The sequence below is a fragment of the Stenotrophomonas sp. YJH_SMC_110 genome, assembly GCF_059369255.1.
Window position 1 is genome coordinate 316,834 of record NZ_JCAFSM010000003.1, and the last position, 14,989, is coordinate 331,822.

General features: G+C 66.6%; 18 protein-coding genes and 1 other RNA gene. 11 read left to right on the forward strand and 8 right to left on the reverse strand.

Features of this window, described 5'->3' with window-relative positions; genetic code table 11:
• Window positions 1-9 precede the first annotated feature (9 nt).
• Window positions 10-1,311, forward strand: a complete 1,302-nt coding sequence (locus AC5P6H_RS08585) for an SGNH/GDSL hydrolase family protein (RefSeq protein ID WP_495202527.1) — start codon at window positions 10-12, stop codon at window positions 1,309-1,311.
• 63 nt (window positions 1,312-1,374) lie between these two features.
• Here the strand turns inward: AC5P6H_RS08585 and fur are convergent, their stop codons facing one another.
• A complete protein-coding gene (gene fur, locus AC5P6H_RS08590) occupies window positions 1,375-1,791 on the reverse strand; it encodes a ferric iron uptake transcriptional regulator (RefSeq protein ID WP_014646807.1) in 417 nt (138 codons plus the stop codon).
• Window positions 1,792-1,894: 103 nt separating this feature from the next.
• Here fur and AC5P6H_RS08595 point away from each other — a divergent pair, with 103 nt between their 5' ends.
• The gene (locus tag AC5P6H_RS08595) at window positions 1,895-2,287 is read left to right on the forward strand and encodes an outer membrane protein assembly factor BamE (RefSeq protein ID WP_014036847.1); all 393 of its coding nucleotides are present in this window, start codon (window positions 1,895-1,897) and stop codon (window positions 2,285-2,287) included.
• 33 nt (window positions 2,288-2,320) lie between these two features.
• On the opposite strand, the gene AC5P6H_RS08600 is transcribed toward AC5P6H_RS08595, so the two are convergent.
• On the reverse strand, window positions 2,321-2,578 hold the full coding sequence (locus AC5P6H_RS08600; protein WP_495202528.1) for an RnfH family protein: 258 nt from the start codon (window positions 2,576-2,578) through the stop codon (window positions 2,321-2,323).
• A 3-nt stretch (window positions 2,579-2,581) separates the two neighbouring features.
• Window positions 2,582-3,007, reverse strand: a complete 426-nt coding sequence (locus tag AC5P6H_RS08605) for a type II toxin-antitoxin system RatA family toxin (protein ID WP_032959119.1) — start codon at window positions 3,005-3,007, stop codon at window positions 2,582-2,584.
• Between the two features lie 57 nt (window positions 3,008-3,064).
• Here AC5P6H_RS08605 and smpB point away from each other — a divergent pair, with 57 nt between their 5' ends.
• Together smpB and AC5P6H_RS08615 are read left to right on the forward strand one after the other, a co-directional pair.
• A complete protein-coding gene (smpB, locus tag AC5P6H_RS08610; protein WP_495202529.1) occupies window positions 3,065-3,568 on the forward strand; it encodes an SsrA-binding protein SmpB in 504 nt (167 codons plus the stop codon).
• Entirely contained in the window at window positions 3,565-3,996 is a 432-nt protein-coding gene (locus tag AC5P6H_RS08615) for a GNAT family N-acetyltransferase (protein ID WP_014646804.1), read from the forward strand. Before smpB ends, AC5P6H_RS08615 begins: the two co-directional genes overlap by 4 nt.
• A gap of 25 nt (window positions 3,997-4,021) precedes the next feature.
• Here AC5P6H_RS08615 and AC5P6H_RS08620 read toward each other — a convergent pair whose 3' ends face one another.
• A complete protein-coding gene (locus tag AC5P6H_RS08620; protein ID WP_014646803.1) occupies window positions 4,022-4,594 on the reverse strand; it encodes a hypothetical protein in 573 nt (190 codons plus the stop codon).
• Window positions 4,595-4,814: 220 nt separating this feature from the next.
• On the opposite strand from AC5P6H_RS08620, the gene ssrA reads away from it, so the two are divergent.
• Window positions 4,815-5,168: a transfer-messenger RNA gene (gene ssrA, locus AC5P6H_RS08625) on the forward strand.
• A 162-nt stretch (window positions 5,169-5,330) separates the two neighbouring features.
• Window positions 5,331-5,816 carry a hypothetical protein gene (locus tag AC5P6H_RS08630; RefSeq protein WP_032959123.1) on the forward strand — a complete coding sequence of 162 codons (486 nt, stop codon included), beginning with the start codon at window positions 5,331-5,333 and terminating at the stop codon, window positions 5,814-5,816.
• A 14-nt stretch (window positions 5,817-5,830) separates the two neighbouring features.
• Here AC5P6H_RS08630 and AC5P6H_RS08635 read toward each other — a convergent pair whose 3' ends face one another.
• Window positions 5,831-6,292 carry a methyltransferase family protein gene (locus AC5P6H_RS08635; RefSeq protein WP_134966513.1) on the reverse strand — a complete coding sequence of 154 codons (462 nt, stop codon included), beginning with the start codon at window positions 6,290-6,292 and terminating at the stop codon, window positions 5,831-5,833.
• A gap of 146 nt (window positions 6,293-6,438) precedes the next feature.
• Here AC5P6H_RS08635 and AC5P6H_RS08640 point away from each other — a divergent pair, with 146 nt between their 5' ends.
• On the forward strand, window positions 6,439-8,460 hold the full coding sequence (locus AC5P6H_RS08640; RefSeq protein WP_495202530.1) for an esterase/lipase family protein: 2,022 nt from the start codon (window positions 6,439-6,441) through the stop codon (window positions 8,458-8,460).
• A gap of 18 nt (window positions 8,461-8,478) precedes the next feature.
• On the opposite strand, the gene AC5P6H_RS08645 is transcribed toward AC5P6H_RS08640, so the two are convergent.
• Window positions 8,479-9,702: a cytochrome P450 gene (locus AC5P6H_RS08645; protein WP_329768637.1), complete on the reverse strand. Its 1,224-nt coding sequence runs from the start codon at window positions 9,700-9,702 to the stop codon at window positions 8,479-8,481.
• Between the two features lie 378 nt (window positions 9,703-10,080).
• Between AC5P6H_RS08645 and hchA the strand changes: the two genes are divergently transcribed.
• Window positions 10,081-10,953, forward strand: coding sequence for a glyoxalase III HchA (gene hchA, locus AC5P6H_RS08650; RefSeq protein WP_049404683.1), 873 nt, complete (start codon window positions 10,081-10,083; stop codon window positions 10,951-10,953).
• A gap of 4 nt (window positions 10,954-10,957) precedes the next feature.
• Entirely contained in the window at window positions 10,958-11,662 is a 705-nt protein-coding gene (locus AC5P6H_RS08655; protein WP_032959129.1) for a PA1136 family autoinducer-binding transcriptional regulator, read from the forward strand.
• A 20-nt stretch (window positions 11,663-11,682) separates the two neighbouring features.
• On the opposite strand, the gene AC5P6H_RS08660 is transcribed toward AC5P6H_RS08655, so the two are convergent.
• Window positions 11,683-12,909, reverse strand: coding sequence for a cytochrome P450 (locus AC5P6H_RS08660; protein WP_049439203.1), 1,227 nt, complete (start codon window positions 12,907-12,909; stop codon window positions 11,683-11,685).
• 400 nt (window positions 12,910-13,309) lie between these two features.
• On the opposite strand from AC5P6H_RS08660, the gene AC5P6H_RS08665 reads away from it, so the two are divergent.
• The gene (locus AC5P6H_RS08665; RefSeq protein WP_262224636.1) at window positions 13,310-14,167 is read left to right on the forward strand and encodes an endonuclease/exonuclease/phosphatase family protein; all 858 of its coding nucleotides are present in this window, start codon (window positions 13,310-13,312) and stop codon (window positions 14,165-14,167) included.
• Window positions 14,168-14,186: 19 nt separating this feature from the next.
• Here AC5P6H_RS08665 and AC5P6H_RS08670 read toward each other — a convergent pair whose 3' ends face one another.
• Entirely contained in the window at window positions 14,187-14,450 is a 264-nt protein-coding gene (locus tag AC5P6H_RS08670; protein ID WP_032959134.1) for a hypothetical protein, read from the reverse strand.
• Window positions 14,451-14,590: 140 nt separating this feature from the next.
• Between AC5P6H_RS08670 and AC5P6H_RS08675 the strand changes: the two genes are divergently transcribed.
• The gene (locus AC5P6H_RS08675) at window positions 14,591-14,968 is read left to right on the forward strand and encodes a VOC family protein (protein WP_014646791.1); all 378 of its coding nucleotides are present in this window, start codon (window positions 14,591-14,593) and stop codon (window positions 14,966-14,968) included.
• Window positions 14,969-14,989: the final 21 nt, after the last annotated feature.

The window sequence follows — 14,989 nt, forward strand, 5'->3', positions numbered from 1 at the left end:
GATTGCCCGATGAACCGCTTGAGCCAGCTCACCGCCACCGCCCTGCTCGCCCTGTCCGGCGTCGCCAGTGCCGCATCCGCCCCGCACTGGGTCGCCAGCTGGCAGGCCAGCCCGCAACCGGTCTGGGACGCGGATTTCCTGTTCCCGACCCTGGTTCCGGCCGCGCTGCAGGACCAGACCTTCCGCCAGACCGCGCGCATCAGCCTGGGCGGGTCCCGGCTGCGGGTGCGGCTGAGCAATGCCTACGGCACCCAGCCGCTGCGGATCGGGGCGGCCAGCGTGGCCGCGGGCGCCACCCCGCAACCGCTCAGCTTCGACGGCCAGCCCGGGGTGTTGATCGGTGCCGGTCAGGAACGGCTGAGCGATCCGCTGGCGGTGGCCACGGAAGACCACCAGGCGCTGCAGGTCAGCGTCTTCGTGCCGGGGCCGACGCCGGTGCAGACGTTCCATTGGGACGGCCGCCAGACCAGCTGGATCGCCGGCGGCAATCAGGCCCGGGCGCGCGACCTGCAGGGTGCCAGTTCCACTACCGCACGCCTGTTCCTCACCGGGATCGAGGTCGAGGCCGCCGCCAGTGCGCGTAGCGTGGTGGTGATTGGCGACTCGATCACCGACGGCGCCACCGCCAGCCTCGACCAGGACCAGCGCTGGACCGACCATCTGGCCGCGCGTCTGGCACCGCGCGGCGTCGCGGTGGTCAACGCGGGCATTTCCGGCAATCGGCTGCTGAGCGACGGCATGGGCGAGTCGGTTCTGGCCCGCCTGCGGCGTGACGCACTGGATCAGCCCGGCGTCGCCAGCGTCATCGTGCTGATCGGCATCAACGACATCAGCTGGCCCGGTACTGCCTTCGCCCGCGCGCAGCCCCGGCCCAGCCTGCCCGAGCTGCAGGCCGGCTATCGTGCCCTGGCCGAACAGGCCCACCGGCGGGGTCTACGCATATTCGGCGCCACCCTGATGCCGTTCGCGGGCGCCCTGCCCGGCACGCCGCTGGACGACTACTACCACCCGGACAAGGAGGCCCTGCGCCAACAGCTCAATGCATGGCTGCGCAGCAACAGCCCGTTCGACGCGGTGATCGACCTGGACGCGGCGCTGCGCGACCCGGCCGATCCGTCACGGATGGCCGCCGCCTACGACTCCGGCGACCACCTCCACCCGGGGGATGCCGGCAACCGGGCGATGGCCGAGGCGGTGGACCTGGAGATCCTGCTCGGTTGCAAGGGGTCAGAGCCCTTTGCTGGCGCAAAGGGATCCTACCCCGCAGAGCGCCCGGGGCCGGCCCCCTTTCCTGGAGGGAAAGGGCCCTGACCCCGGCAACGAAAAACCCCGGGCAAGCCCGGGGTTTCGTCGCTAGCGGCTGGCCGGAACGGCCTACTTGCGCTTCTTGCGCACGTAGAGCACCAGCGAGTGTTCTTCCAGCTCGTAGCCGTGATCGGCCGCGATCTTGCGCTGCAGCTCCTCGATCTCATGGCTTTCGAATTCGATGATCTTGCCGCTGTCCACGTCGACCATATGGTCGTGGTGGCCACCACGGTCCAGCTCGTAAACGGCCTGGCCACCCTCGAAATTGTGCTTGAGCACGAGGCCGGCGGCCTCGAACTGGGTCAGCACCCGGTAGACCGTCGCCAGGCCGATCTCGTCGCCATGCTCGAGCAGCTGGCGGTAGATGTCCTCGGCGGTCATGTGGTGCTGGTGGTGCTGGGCATTGCGCTGTTCGAGCAGCGCCAGGATCCGCATCCGCGGATGGGTCACCTTCAGGCCGACTTTACGCAGGTCGTGGGTTTCCATAGGTCTCCGTTCATTGGCGATTTAGCGCCAGCTGCCTCGGATTGGGTCGCGGTGGCACGCCGGGAGTGTATCATCGGTTTGATTTCCCCAACCGCCAGTCCCGATGCGCAATCTCCTGTTGGTCGCCGCCGTCGCCCTGTCCACCACCGGGTGCGGCATCATCTACAAGCAACCCATCTATCAGGGCAACCTGATCCGGGAAGATGCCGTGGCCAAGCTGCAGGTCGGGCAGAGCAAGCAGCAGGTCACCGCGCTGCTGGGCACCCCGTCCATCCCCGACCCGTTCCACGCCCAGCGCTGGGACTACACCTCCAGCCAGCGCGTGAACCGCCTCGGCCGCACCGAAGTGAAGAACTTCGTGGTGTTCTTCGAGAATGACGCCGTTACCCGCTGGGAAGGCGACTACTTCCCGGGCAACGACAAGGCCCTGGCCCAGCAGACGGTGCGCCAGTTCGGCCGCAACCTGCCGAAGGACAAGAAGAAGAAGGGCCGCTGAGGCCTGCCCGTCCGCAGGGACGGGTTGCCGGGATCAACCGCCGAGCGCGCGACGCCGGCGGTTGTCCTTGGGGTCGGCCAGCAGCGGGCGCAGCAGCTCGACGCGGTCCCCGTCCAGCAGCGCCTGCTGTGGACGGGCCAGCACGCCATGCACCGCGGCGGCCGGACAGTCGGCACTACCTTCCAGCGCAGCGGCGGCGATGGCGTCGGCCACGGTCGCTCCCTCTTCCAGCTGCAGGTGGCGCGACAGCACGCGCTCCGGCCAGGCCAGCACCACCTCGACCTCGATCATCGCTCAGCCCTCGTCGGCGACGCGGACGAAATCATTGACCATGCGATCGGCCAGTCCCTGGAAGCCGATCGCCAGGGCCGGACCGAGCAGGCGCGAGCTGGGTTCGAACTCCAGGGTCAGGGTGACCTTGCACGCATCCTCGGCCAGCGCATGGAATTCCCAGCGGCCGTGCAGCTGCTTGAACGGGCCATCGCGCAGCTGCATGTCGATGCTGTGCGGGCGCTGCAGGGTGTTTTCAGTCTGGAACCAGGTACTGAACGACCCCAGGCCCAGGTCCAGGCGCGCCACCAGGCGGTCCTCGCCCTGCTCCAGGATCTGGGCAGCCGAGCACCAGCGGAAACGGCGCGGATAGGCCTGGACGTCGTTGACCAGGTCGAACATGCGCGCGGCCGAATGTTCGACCAGGGCGCTGCGGCGGATAGTAGGCATGAATACAGGACGTTTCGGCAATCGACCGGGCGGGCCCGAATCGGAGACAATACGGAAATGAGCAAGAACAGCGGCAAGGATAAAGCAAAGAGCGCGACGGCCAACAAAACCATCGCGTTGAACAAGCGTGCCCGCCACGAGTACCACATCGAAGAGCGCTTCCAGGCCGGCCTGGCCCTGCAGGGCTGGGAGGTGAAGTCGATCCGCGCTGGCCGCGGCAACATCATCGACGCCTACGCCTATGTGAAGCACGGCGAGATCTTCCTGATCGGCGCGCAGATCACCCCGTTGATCCAGGCCTCCACCCACGTGGTGGCCAATGACCGGCGCGAGCGCAAGCTGCTGCTGCACCGGAGCGAGATCGACAAGCTGGTCGGCAAGGTCGAGCGCGATGGCTACACGATCGTGCCCACTGCGATGTACTGGAGCAAGAACAAGATCAAGCTCGAAGTCGCGCTGGCCAAGGGCAAGCAGACCCACGACAAGCGCGATGCCGCCAAGGACCGCGACTGGGCGATCGAGAAGCAGCGTGTGATGCGTCGCGGCAACCGCGACGCATGACCGCCCCCATCGGCGCCATGGTGACTGCCAGCGCCGATGAAACGCGCACGTTGTGCGCGCGCCTGCTGGCCTTCAACCAGGCCCACGGCGGCGATTCACTCGATGAGACTCCAGTCCGCCTGGCCTGGCATGACGAGCACGGCGCGCTGCGCGGTGGTGTGCTGGCCGACGTCTGTGCCGGCTGGCTGCAGGTACATGTGCTGTGGGTGGATCCGGAACTGCGCGGGCAAGGCATCGGCCAGCGCCTGCTGGCGGAAGCAGAAGCCGCCGCGCGCCAGCTTGGCGCCCGCAACGTGATGCTGGATACCTTCGACTGGCAGGCCGAAGCTTTCTACCTGCGGCAGGGCTACACCGTCTATGGGCGGCTGCCCGATTGCCCGCCCGGGCACGAGCGGATCTACCTGCGCAAGCCATTGTCAGGGTCCTGACCGCGGCCGCGGAAACGCCGACCGGTCACCCTGCCAGCACGCCCTGCCCGCGCATGCGCGGCGCCAGCGCTGCGTGCATCACGGCCAGGTGCATCACCACTGCCAGTTCCGGCGCATGCCGGTCATCGCCGGCGCGCCACCGCTGCGCCAGCTGGGCCGCGTCGGCCGGCAGCAGGGCCAGCAGCTGGGCGTCATCCAGCGAATCGGCCGCGCCCTGGAGCTGCCGCGCCATCTGTCGCGCCTGCCATACATGCACGCCGATGCTGAGGCTGGCCAGCGACATCAGGACCACGGCCAGCCCGTGCTCGAACCATTGCGACAGCACTTCCGGCCCCCACAGCAGGGCCGCCAACACGGCCAGGCCCGGCAGGCGCCAGCCCAGCCAATGGATGCGACCGCGCTGCGACCAGTGCACAACCACCGCACTGGCCACCAATGCCGCGGCCGCAGTCGCCGGCAGCTCGGTCAGTGCGGTGGCCGCAAGCAACACCGCCAGCACCGCCCAGACCCAGCCGGGCGGCAGGGCGCGCCGCTGGTAGTCGGCACCGACCGGCCCGATCAGCTGCCGCAGGCTGCGTTGTTGGCTTGCATCGGTCACCCACAGTCTCCGTGTCTGTCCTGGCCCGGATGGTCGCCGCCAGTGTGTCGCAAATTCGTGCCAGTGACGTTACCAATCCGCTATGCCGCTGGCTCTACAACATGTTGTGGATTGCCACGGTGACTGTTCAGCTGTTTTGGCGTAGCATTGGCAGCGTTGGGCAGGCACTGGCCGTGGCGACACGAAACAGGCCTTGTACCTTGCAGAACTTGAAGAAACCGGGGGTGCATTGGTTTCGACGGGGGTTGTGAAGTCGCCTGGCGCATGCCGAGGGGGTAGCTTTCCTCGTAAATCCAGCTGCAAAACTCTAGTTGCCAACGACGACAACTACGCTCTGGCCGCTTAAGGCCTAAGCCTCGAAACCGCTTGTGTCCATGCTCGCGGTGTAGAGTCACTATCATGGAATCGCGCTGGATGGCTGCCTGTCAGTCCGGCACTAGAACACAACAGGCTGGTTCCCGGATGCGCTTTGCGCACCGTGCTGTTCGGGGACGAGATCCAACGGTGAGCTAAGCATGTAGTGCTGGGGATGGAGTGCCTTCGGACGGCGGTTCAATTCCGCCCACCTCCACCATCTGTATGGCCTGTCGAGGCCGCAAGAAGCCGGATCTCCCGTCGAGGGGGTTCCGGCTTTTTTGTGCCTGCTCGTCGTGCGGGAAGCGTGGGGCATAATCGGGATGGAGCTTTCGCTCCATCGCTGCATTGCCCCGGCCTGCTGCCGCCAGAAGGATCTGCAATGAAAACCGCCACAACCACGCTCGTCCTGCTCCTCACCACTCTCGCCGCAGCCTCAGCCACGCACGCTGCAGCGCCGGCCATCGCGCCCCCCGGCACCGCCACGCTGGAAGCGCTGCTGGCCTGCAAGGCCGGCTCGAACTTCAGTGCGGCCGACGCCATCGATGCGCTGCAGGCCGCCGGCCTGGCCAAGAAACCGGGCGGCACCTTCGAGCCGGAGGACAAGCCGGTCGCGCTGTTTGGCGGCACGGTCACCAGTGCCGATGTAAACGTGGCCGAAGGCGAGAAGAGCCTCTTCGTGTACTTGAACGGCGTCGATTCCAAGCGCCTGGCCAAGGCCTGGTCGGTGACCGAGGTCAACGAGCATGCCAACACCGAAGAGCCGTCGTACGTGAAGCGCATCGACAAGCGCCACACCCTGCACGTGATCGCGGGCGACGACTACGAGGGCTATTCGGCTGCGGTGAAGTGCCAGATCAGCCGCTGATGGCGTAGCCGACGCTACAGCCAGCGCGGCACGCGATGACGGTATTGCGCGTACGCCTCGGGAAAGCGGGCCATCAGTGCCCGCTCCTCCGGCAGGATCTGCAGCCGGGTGATGTACACCAGGAACAGCGGCACCACCAGCAGCGCGATCAGGTTCTGCAGGTACACCATGGCGCCAAGCAGGACCAACGCCTGGCCCAGATACATCGGATTGCGCGTGCGGCGGTAGATTCCGCTGGTAACCAGCGCGCTCGACGCCGAAGGTCGCAGAGGATTGACGGTGGTACCGGCGCGCTGGAAAGACAGCTTGGGCAGCAGATTGAGCACGACACCCAGCGTCACCGTCACGCCTGCGAGCAGAACCGGCACCGGCACCCGAAGGTGGAAACCCGGCCACAGCCAGCGTGCTGCAAAGCCCGCAGCGGCGAACAGCAGCATCACCACGGGCGGGGGAATGCGGGTTTCCAGCCAGGCCATCGCGATCACCGTGTCCCTTCCATTCGCCGCAGTGTCACACGGGAATGGCTGAATCGCCTACGGCGGCCAGGCCCAAACCGACCGTTCGGTCTATTCCGCTTTGACAGGTCGGCCGCTAGAGTGACGCCACCGCGCAGGAGCATCGTATGGCTACCACGGGCATGGGCTTCATCGGCCGCACGACCCTCATCATCACCGTGCTGCTCACCCTGGGGGGCTGCGCGACGCTGCGCCAGTTCGGGCCGTCGGTGCAGGTCGCCTCGGTCACGCCCGGCCAGTACATCGCGCTCAAGCGCGGTGACATCCTCACCTCCGGCAAGCTCAGCGCGGCGACCACCGAGACTCTGCGCGTGGCCGGGCTCGATGAGGGCGTCTGTGCCAAGCCCGGCCTGCCCTGCATCGAGGCCATGGAAAGCAGCATCGTGGTGCGCGAGGAAGACAAGCGCTCCAGCCTGGCCGAGCTGTGGCTGCAGCATGCGATGACCCTGCCGGCGCCGAAGCGTGAGTACTCGGCATCCGGCCGCGCCAAGACCGCAATCACCGAACTGGATGCCGACTTCCAGCCGCGCCTCGATGCGTGGATGCAGGTCGCGCGCCAGGCCTATGCCTATCTGTTCTTCACCGAGCGCACCGCCAACCAGCGTGGTTTCGAGGACCGCCAGACCCAGGTGCGCGACTACTACAACCTGGCTGTGCAGGAAGCCTCGGTGCAGCTGTACAACGCGTACGCCACCGGGCGCGTGCACAGCCAGGCCAGCCATTTCCAGCTCGGCCGCTGGACCTTCGTGCTGGCCCCTTCGGGCGAAGCATCGCCGCTGGATACACGTACCCCCACCGAGCTGGTACCGGCGGCCTCGCTGTCGTTCACCGGCACGCTGCGCGGCGTGCATCGCCGCGATGGCTTCGGTGCCGAGCTGGTGGCGGTGATGGACGATCCGGCTGGCAGCACGGCCACCCCGCCTTCGGCAGCGACGCCCGCCGCGCAGGCAAGCACCACGGCCGCGCAGAGCTGGAGCGAGATGCCCTCGCCTTCGATGACGGTGCTGCTGCGCTTCTCGGGAAAGAACCTGTGGGAAGTGCTGCACGACGACGAGCCGGAACTGGAGATCCACGATCCCTACCAGGTCTCGGAAGTAACCCTGCACGGCCAGCAGGTGCCGTTGGCGGCCAACTTCACTGCGGGCTACGCACTGTGGCTGGCGCGCTCCAACTTCAGCCAGCAGTCGCTGCGCTCGCTGTTTGGTGGCAAGGGCGGCATCGACGCGCCGCATCTGTACATGATGCAGCCCTACGACCCGAACCGCCGCGTGCTGTTGATGATCCATGGCCTGGCCAGCAGTCCCGAGGCCTGGGTGAACGTGGCCAACGAACTGATGCGCGACGACGAGATCCGCCAGGACTTCCAGGTCTGGCAGTTCTACTACCCGACCAACATGCCCATCGCGATGAGCCACGATGCGATGCGCCACACGCTGGCCGAAGTGCTCAAGCACTTCGACCCCAGCGGCAAGGCGCAGGCCTCGCATGACATGGTGCTGGTCGGGCACAGCATGGGCGGGGTGATCACGCGGTTGATGGTCTCTTCCTCCGGCGACCACCTGGTCGACACCCTGCTGGCCACCGCGCAGATGTCGCCCGCCCAGCGCGAGCTGCTGCGCACCAAGGGCGCGCCGGTACTGACCTTCCTGCCGGAACCGGAAGTATCGCGGGTGGTTTTCATCGCCACACCGCATCGCGGCACCGACGTGGCCGGTACCCGCCTCGGCCGCTGGATCGGCCGCCTGGTACGGCTGCCGCTGACCGTGCTGGAGGACGTGGCGACGCTGGCCAACGACGGCCAGATCGATCGCAACGATGGCAAGCACGGCTACCAGATGAACAGCATCCAGAACCTGGACAAGGACGACCCGTTCGTCCGCGCCGTGGCCGACCTGCCGATGTCACCGAAGGTGCACTACCACTCGATCATCGCCCGCGCCAAGGCCGATGGCCCACTGGAAAAAACCGATGACGGGCTGGTGCCCTACTGGAGCTCGCACCTGCCACACGCCGTTTCGGAGAAGGTGATCGTGTCCGGTCACAGCGTGCAGGAAGCCACGCCGGCCATCGTCGAGCTGCGGCGGATCCTGCATGAGGACATGCAGGAACACGGGCGTACGGCAAAGTAAGCCGCCCGCCCCTGCAGATCAGGCACCGGCCGTATGGCGCGAGAACGTGCCGTGCAGCGCCGCGGGAATCGCGAAGCCTTCCATGCGCACCTCGGGCCGGTAGTCGGCGCTGGGGGTGAAACGGAATTCGCGCGCCAGCAGCGCGCACAGCAATACCAGCTGTGCATTGCCGACCGCCGATCCCACGCAGGAACGCGTGGGGAAGCCGTAAGGCACATAGATGCCGGCGGTGCGCTTGCGCCTTTCGGGCAGCCAGCGATCGGGATCGAACAGCAGCGGGTCATCCCAGTATTTCGCCGAGCGATGCTGGATGAACGAGCTCAGCTCGAACACCGTGCCCTCGGCGATGGCCTGCCCTTCCACCTGCAGATCGCAGGCGGCCACCCGACGGTTGTTGAAGGGTGTGGAATACAGTCGCATCACTTCCTTCAGGAAGCGCATCGTGCAGGGAATCCTGGCCATCGGCAGCGCATGGATCTCCGCATCCGAGAGCGGCGCGAATTCCTCCTCGATGCGCTGGCGCCAGTGTGGATGCATCTGCATCGCCAGCAGCAGGCAGGCGGCCATCATGCCGGGCACCCCGGAAATGGCGATCAGCTGCACGGTGACCAGGTAGGTGACCTTGTCCAGGCCGATGCGCTCGCGAAGGGTCAACAATGACTGCGCGTAGTCCAGCGGCGAACGTCCGCTGCGGACCCGGCGCCTGAGTTCGGCGGTGATCGCCCGCGATTCGCCACGACCGATGAGGAAGTTGCGCAGCAGATGACGCCGATGGATGACCTGCTCGACCTGGGTGGTGTAGCGCAGATGCAGGGCGCGTTCGATGGCCTCGGTACCGCGCGCGTCGAGCCCGTCGATCACCAGTGGCACCAGCGGATGCGCCATCACCTTCCACACGGCTGGCGTGGCATCCAGCTCGCGCCCGCACAGTGCGTCCAACGCCTGCCGCATGCGCGACTGCAGCGCCTCCAGGGTCTGCGCTCCGGTAAGCTCAGCACTGCGCGTGGCGATCAGGCTGCGCACTTCGGTCCAGCGCACGCGTTCGTGCCGGCGGAACAGGTCGGCCAGCGACTCGACCACGAACAGGTGCTCGGAATTCTCCTTGTCGACCTTGCCGGCCAGTTCTGGGCAGAACACCCCGATACCGCCCGTTTCCAGTTTCAGCACCGGTCCTTCGCGCTCCACCCGCGCAGCCAGGCGCTCGGCAGCAATGGCGCTGCCTTCATTCGACATCCCTTGCATGCAGTGCGTCTCCGGCAGGAAGGGACTCGAAAGACGAGTCCCTTCGTCTTGCTACCGCTCAATCGCGGGGTTGCCCCGCAGGATCAGAACTCGACCCAGAGCGGCCAGGTATTCCACACACTGCTCTTCTCGTTCGGATGGATATTCAGAGTGACGCGCAATGCTCGGGCGAATCTTTTCATTTTCATTCCTTTGCTTGCTGTGTGGTTATGCCGGGATTATCCCGGCACCGGCTAGATAACACGACATAATCCCGCTGTCCAACCGGGCCGGTGGCGCGATGCAGCATCCGGGTGGTGGTCCATTGAGGGGAATCCCTCATCGCGCCTGCGCACGCGGCCTCCTATGCTGGGCTCATTTTCCCCAACGGAGGTCCGCATGAACACGCAAGAGCCCAGCCGCCAGCCCAGCCCCGATCCGGCCGAGCGCGATGCCTTCTTCCCGTCGCCGTACTCGCTGTCGCAGTTCACCTCGCCCCAGAGCGACCTGTCAGGGGCCGACTATCCGGATGCACGCCGCGACGGCCGCTGGAAGGTGCTGATGATCGCCGCCGACGAGCGTTATCTGCCGACCGCCAATGGCCATCTGTTCTCCACCGGCAACCATCCGGTGGAAACCCTGCTGCCGATGTACCACCTGGACAAGGCCGGCTTCGACATCGACGTGGCGACGCTGTCCGGCAACGCCGTCAAGTTCGAATGGTGGGCCTTCCCGCGCGAGGACCGCGAGATCGGCGCCCTGTACGAACGCTATGAGGCGCGCTTCCGCCAGCCGTTGCAGCTGGATGAGGTGGTGGCCGGCCTGGGAGCCGATTCGGACTATGCCGCCATCTTCATTCCCGGTGGCCACGGCGCACTGATCGGCCTGCCGGAGAGCGCGGCGGTGAAGGCCACGCTGCAGTGGGCCATGGCCGGGCAGCGCCACATCATCACGCTCTGCCATGGCCCGGCGGCGCTGCTGGCGGCGGGCGTCGACGAAGCCGACGGTGGCTCGCTGTTCCGTGGTTACCGCATCTGCGCCTTCCCCGACGCAATGGACCGGCAGACACCGGAGATCGGCTACATGCCGGGGCAGCTGCGTTGGTTCTTCGGTGAACGACTGGCCCAGCAGGGCGTGCAGATCGTCAATGAGGGCATCGATGGCAGCGTGCTGCAGGATCGCCTGCTGCTGACCGGCGACAGTCCGCTGGCCGGCAACGCGTTGGGCAAGCTGGCCGCGCGTACGCTGCTCGATGCACTGGCGGGGCGCTGAGCACATGCCTGCGCTGGTGCCCGCGCTGCTGGAACTGGAACAGGCGCGGTCACTGCCCGCGGTGGGCGGCGTGCTGCGCGCCGCCGCCTCACCCCTGGGCTACGATCGACTGCTGGTGTTTGCCACCGGGACCGGGCTGGAACGCGACGCGCAGCGCGTGTACTGGATCGAGGGTGACTGGTTCGGCGACGGCAGCGATACCGGACTTGCCCGCTACCTGCATGCCTGCCCGGTCAACCGCCATGTACTGGACGGCAATGCGCCGTTCTTCTGGAGCAAGCGCCAGGGCGTGCGCGGCGAACGCTATCAGGTGGTGAAGCAGCCGCGCGGCGATGGCCTGCATGGGTTGCAGGTGCCGGTGTTCGGCCCGACCGGCCTGGAGGGTGCGGTCAGTTTCGCCGGCACCTCGATTGATGCATCCGCCAGCGCGCGCCTGCTGCTGGAAATGGTCGGAACGTCAGCCTTCCGTGCGGCGCGCCAGTTCGCCGAGGCGCCTGCGGATATCCCCGCAGGCGCGTTGAGCGCACGCGAACGCGAGGTGCTGCGCTGGGTCGCTGCTGGACGGCGCCAGGCGGAGATCGCGGCCACGCTGGGGCTGTCTGCACGCACGGTGGAGAACCATCTGCGGCGAGCGCGACAACGGCTCGGCGTGGCCACCACCGCGCAGGCGGTGCGCGCGGCAGGCCGCCGTGGCGAGATTGAAGACTGAGCCAGGCAGTACAGATGCTGTCAGGCGTGCCGCGGCGTCAGCGTACCGATGAAATCGACCGGAATGGCAAAGCCTTCCAGCTGCATCCACGGCGTGGGCTCATCCTGTACCGTCAACTCGAAATCGCGGGTCACCAATGCGCAGAACAGCAGCAGCTGCGCGTGGCCGACCGCACTGCCGATGCAGGCCCGCGAGGAAAATCCGAAGGGCACGTAGGCCCCCTTGTTGGCCTGGCGTCGCTCCGGCAACCAGCGATCAGGATCGAAGCTGTCCGGGTTCTGCCAGTACTCCGGCGAATGATGCTGGAAGTAGGACGACAACTCGTATGCCCCGCCCTTGCGGATGCACACGCCCTCGATGTCGATATCGTGCGAGGCCGGACGATGCAGGGCGAACAGTCCCGGCCACAGCCGCAGGGTTTCCTTGACGAAACGCGACGTGCACGGCAGCGACTTGATCGGCAGCGCATACAACTGCTCCAGGCTCAGCGCCGAGGTTTCCTCGCGGATGCGCGCCTGCCAGTGCGGAAATCGATGCATCGCGTACAGCAGGCTGGCCGCCGTGATGCCCGGCAGGCCCGACATGCCGGCCAGCACCATCGACACCAGATAGGCCACGCGGTCCACCCCGACCCGCTGCACCAGCGGCAGCAGGGATTGCAGGAAGTCCTCGCGTGGCACGGTCTGGCGCGCACGACGCCGGATGTGCCGCGACACCGTGCGCGCCGCGCGGCGGGAAAGATGGAAGTCGATGATCCGCCGCCAGAACGAGAAGTTCTGCAGCACGATGGCGTTGTATCGGGTCTTCTGCTCACCGATGAGCGCATCGACGTCGGATCGACTGAGGCCGTCGATCAGCATCGGCAACAGCGACTGCGAGATCGTCCACCAGCTCAGTTCGCTGAGGTCATGCGGCCTGTCCGCGCGCTGAGCAAGGAAGCCGTGCATGCGCGTGTAGAGGTCGCGCATGTGGCCGGGACTGGCCAGCCGCCCGGCCTGCTCGCTCAGCAACGCCCGCACCTCGCGCCACGCAACAGGGTCCCTGCCACTGCGCAGCCCGAGAAAATCAATCAGTGAATCCGGTACGGTGTGCCGGTCGGTGTTGGCCTTGTCGATCCTGACCGCCAGGGCCGGATCAAAGATGCCGACAACATCATTGTTGAAGCGCAGTACCGGCCCTTCGCGACGCACGCGTTCGAGCAGGTCGTCGATGGAAACCACTTCCGCATCCGCTGCACGCTCATCCATGCCCTGCCTCCAATGCCAGGGAAGATCATCGACCCTCCCTGGCGATGTCATCGAATACGTGGAGTCCTTCCGGTCAGAAGATATTCCAGTAGCGATACTTGGAACGGATGCACTGCGTGGAATTGTCCGAACGCAGGTTCAGCGACACCTGCAGGGCGCGAATCAATCGTGTCATGGCACAGCTCCTTGTGGTTCCGTTGATGGTTGCTGCGGTGCCGGGTTCAGTGGCCGGCAGCGCCGTTCTAGCACGCAGGCCCGCGCGGGCGGGTCAATGCGCTGTCAAGGCCCTGCTGAATACGCCGCGGCGACCGGCGGATACCGCCAGCGCGCGCACAGCCATGAACAGGCAATCCGTGCGATGCTCCATGAAACCGTTTTCATGGAATGGAGGGATTCCACGATGTTGTCGCGTTTCCGTCGCCCTGTACTGTCTGCGCTGCTGGCGCTTGCCCTGCCTGCGACCAGCGCCTGGGCCGCAGCCCCCGCGCCGTTGAAGGTGATGTCGTTCAATGTGCGCACCCCGGCCGATACCGAGCCGGGCAAGCGCTGGCCCGACCGTCGCGACGCGATGGTGAAGGTCATCCTCGATGCGCACCCGGCGGTGATCGGCACCCAGGAACTGGTGCAGGAGCAGGCCGAGTACCTGGCAGGACACCTCCCCGGCTACCGTTGGTTCGGCGAGGGCCGCCGCGGCGGCAGCGGCGACGAGCACATGGGCGTGTTCTACGACAGCAAGGTGCTGGCGATCGAGGAATCAGGCAACTTCTGGTTGTCCGATACGCCCGATGTGCCCGGCAGCATCACCTGGGGCAACCTGTATCCACGCATGGTCACCTGGGCGCTGTTCCGCCGCATCGACGACGGCCGCCGCTTCTACTTCATGAACACCCACCTGCCCTACCGCGACGAAGACGAGCCGCGGCGGGTCAAGGGTGCCGAACTGATCGGCAAGCGCGTGGCCAACCTGCCGGCCGATCTGCCCGTCGTGCTGACCGGCGACTTCAACAGCGAACCCGGCGGCGGCACCTACAAGGCATTCACCCGCGTGCTGCAGGACACCCGTACCCAGGTGAAGGCTCCGCAGGGCCCGCGGCTGACCTTCCACGATTTCACCGGCAAGGCCACCGTGCAGCTGGACTGGGTCCTGGTGCGCGGCTTCCATGCGCGCAGCTTCCTGACCGATGACCGCCGCATCGGTGGCGTGCTGCCATCGGATCATTTCCCGCTGGTGGTCGAACTGGACTGGCCCAGGCACTGAGCAGCCACGGCAGCCGCCGCTACGGCGGTGGCTGCCGCGACAGCAGGCGATACAGCGCCTGATGCTGGTCGCGCGCCTGGCAGATGCGGGCCCCGATCGCCAGGAACACGGCCACGCCAATCAGGCCCAGCCCCAACATCGAATCCTGCAGGCGCAGGAAACCGACCGCCGCCGCCATCGTCGCCAGCACCAGCAGCACCACGACCGCCACTGACAGACCCGCACCGGGTGGACCCGGATCGCCGAACAACATCCGTTGGGTATCCCGCCTTCCATCCGCCATCGCCTGTCCTCCCGAGTGCCTGACCCACTTGTTACACGTCGGGCCGGCATTCCGGCAGAGTCAGAAACGTCACGAAGGTGAAGATGTACGCGGAACGCATCGCGTTACCCTGCCTCCTCCCCCGAACTGCGGAGCAGGACATGGCCCACCAGAGCCGGCTGGCTGGATTCATCATCGACTGCCAGGACCTTCCCGCCGACGCAGGTGCCGGCTTCTGGGCCGCCGCGCTCGGCCTGCAGGCACAGGCGGCGCGTGTCGAAGGGGGCGCCGAGTATGCCGACCTGCTGGGTGCACCGGCGGGCTTGAACGTGGAAGTCCAGCGGGTCGATCACCCGTCACGGGTGCACCTGGACATCGAGAGCGACGACATCGATGCCGAGGCCGATCGCCTGGAGAAGCTCGGCGCGCGCCGGATAGGCTTCGTCAAACGCTGGTGGGTGATGGAAGCACCGACCGGCCATCGCTTCTGCATCGTGCGCATGCGCGAGCGCGAGGTGCCGGCCAATCAGTGGCCCTGAAAGCAGGAGGGGACGGAAGCC